Annotated in this window: 3 protein-coding genes; 1 reads left to right on the forward strand and 2 read right to left on the reverse strand. The window is 57.5% G+C overall.

Going from position 1 to position 1004, the window contains the following annotated elements:
* On the forward strand, nt 1-184 hold a 184-nt coding region (locus tag FH08_RS0133805; protein ID WP_031362601.1), incomplete at its 5' end, for a 3-keto-5-aminohexanoate cleavage protein.
* Nucleotides 185-485: 301 nt separating this feature from the next.
* Here FH08_RS0133805 and FH08_RS54195 read toward each other — a convergent pair.
* On the reverse strand, nt 486-695 hold the full coding sequence (locus FH08_RS54195) for an aldehyde dehydrogenase family protein (RefSeq protein ID WP_326928995.1): 210 nt from the start codon (nt 693-695) through the stop codon (nt 486-488).
* Between the two features lie 164 nt (nt 696-859).
* Nucleotides 860-1004, reverse strand: a 145-nt coding sequence (locus FH08_RS50755; protein WP_160172527.1) for a 3-keto-5-aminohexanoate cleavage protein, incomplete at its 5' end; no start/stop codon positions are given.

Genomic DNA, 1004 nt, shown 5'->3' on the forward strand with positions numbered 1-1004 from the left:
CGGGCTTGAAGACAACCTCTACTATCGCCAGGGGCAATTGGCGCGCAATGTCGAACTCGTTGAGCGGACCGTGCGCATTCTGCGCGAAATGGATTATGAGATCGCGACGCCGACTGAAGCGCGCCAGATGATGGGGTTGCCCCGTACCGATACGACCGCTCGCCCGCATTTCTCCGTGGCGTGACATAAAACGCTCGGTTCCGCGAGCTTCAGTTGGCGGCAGTTTGTCTTTTTGACAAGTTGACCGCCAGTGCAGGCTACTTATAAGTGAATGACTATGCGCCCTTGCAGCTCTACACCTTCTCGCGCCTTTTTTGATCATTTCATGCGATAACGGCCCAATGATCGGTGTCATCCGTTGACGGGTGCAGGTAGTTGTGGCCGTCCACTTTATGCCAAATCTGACCCGTTCGTCGTGACGCCACGTCCGTCTCCTGTTGTTTGAGACACTATGCCGATGGATCCCGTATCCTCATAGGCCTGTCTCATAGCAACACGAGAGATCCGCGTCCCTTTTCTCTACTGCCGAACCAGTTTTTCGAAATCTCTCCAACATAGCGAACTTCACCTTCGTTCGCGTCGGCGATGCCGCCCACCACGGCATCCAGATCTGCGCCGTCGAGCACCACCACGGGCGCCTTGCCGCCGAGCTCGAATAAGGCCGGTTCCAGATGCTGCGCGAGATGCGGCGTCACCAATAGCGGCAGGCCTCACTAAGGTGCAGCGGATTTCAACTAGCTAGGGCGGCCGGACGGTCCCAATGACAGTCCGGCTTGTTACAACCGGCATTGTTGCTGATCACCCATTTCGTGTTTCCGGGTCTGACGTGTGGGAGCGAAGAACGCTGCCGCCCAGCAAGTTACGCTACTGAGAACTGCGGACGTACCGGTGTGTCGGTACGAGGCAGGCCCATCAACTGGCGCGCTTCAGTCGGCGTCGCGATCTCATAATCCATTTCGCGCAGAATGCGCACGGTCCGCTCAACGAGTTCGACATTGCGCGCC

It is taken from the genome of Caballeronia sordidicola, from assembly GCF_000729995.1.
GTDB lineage: Bacteria > Pseudomonadota > Gammaproteobacteria > Burkholderiales > Burkholderiaceae > Caballeronia > Caballeronia sordidicola_A.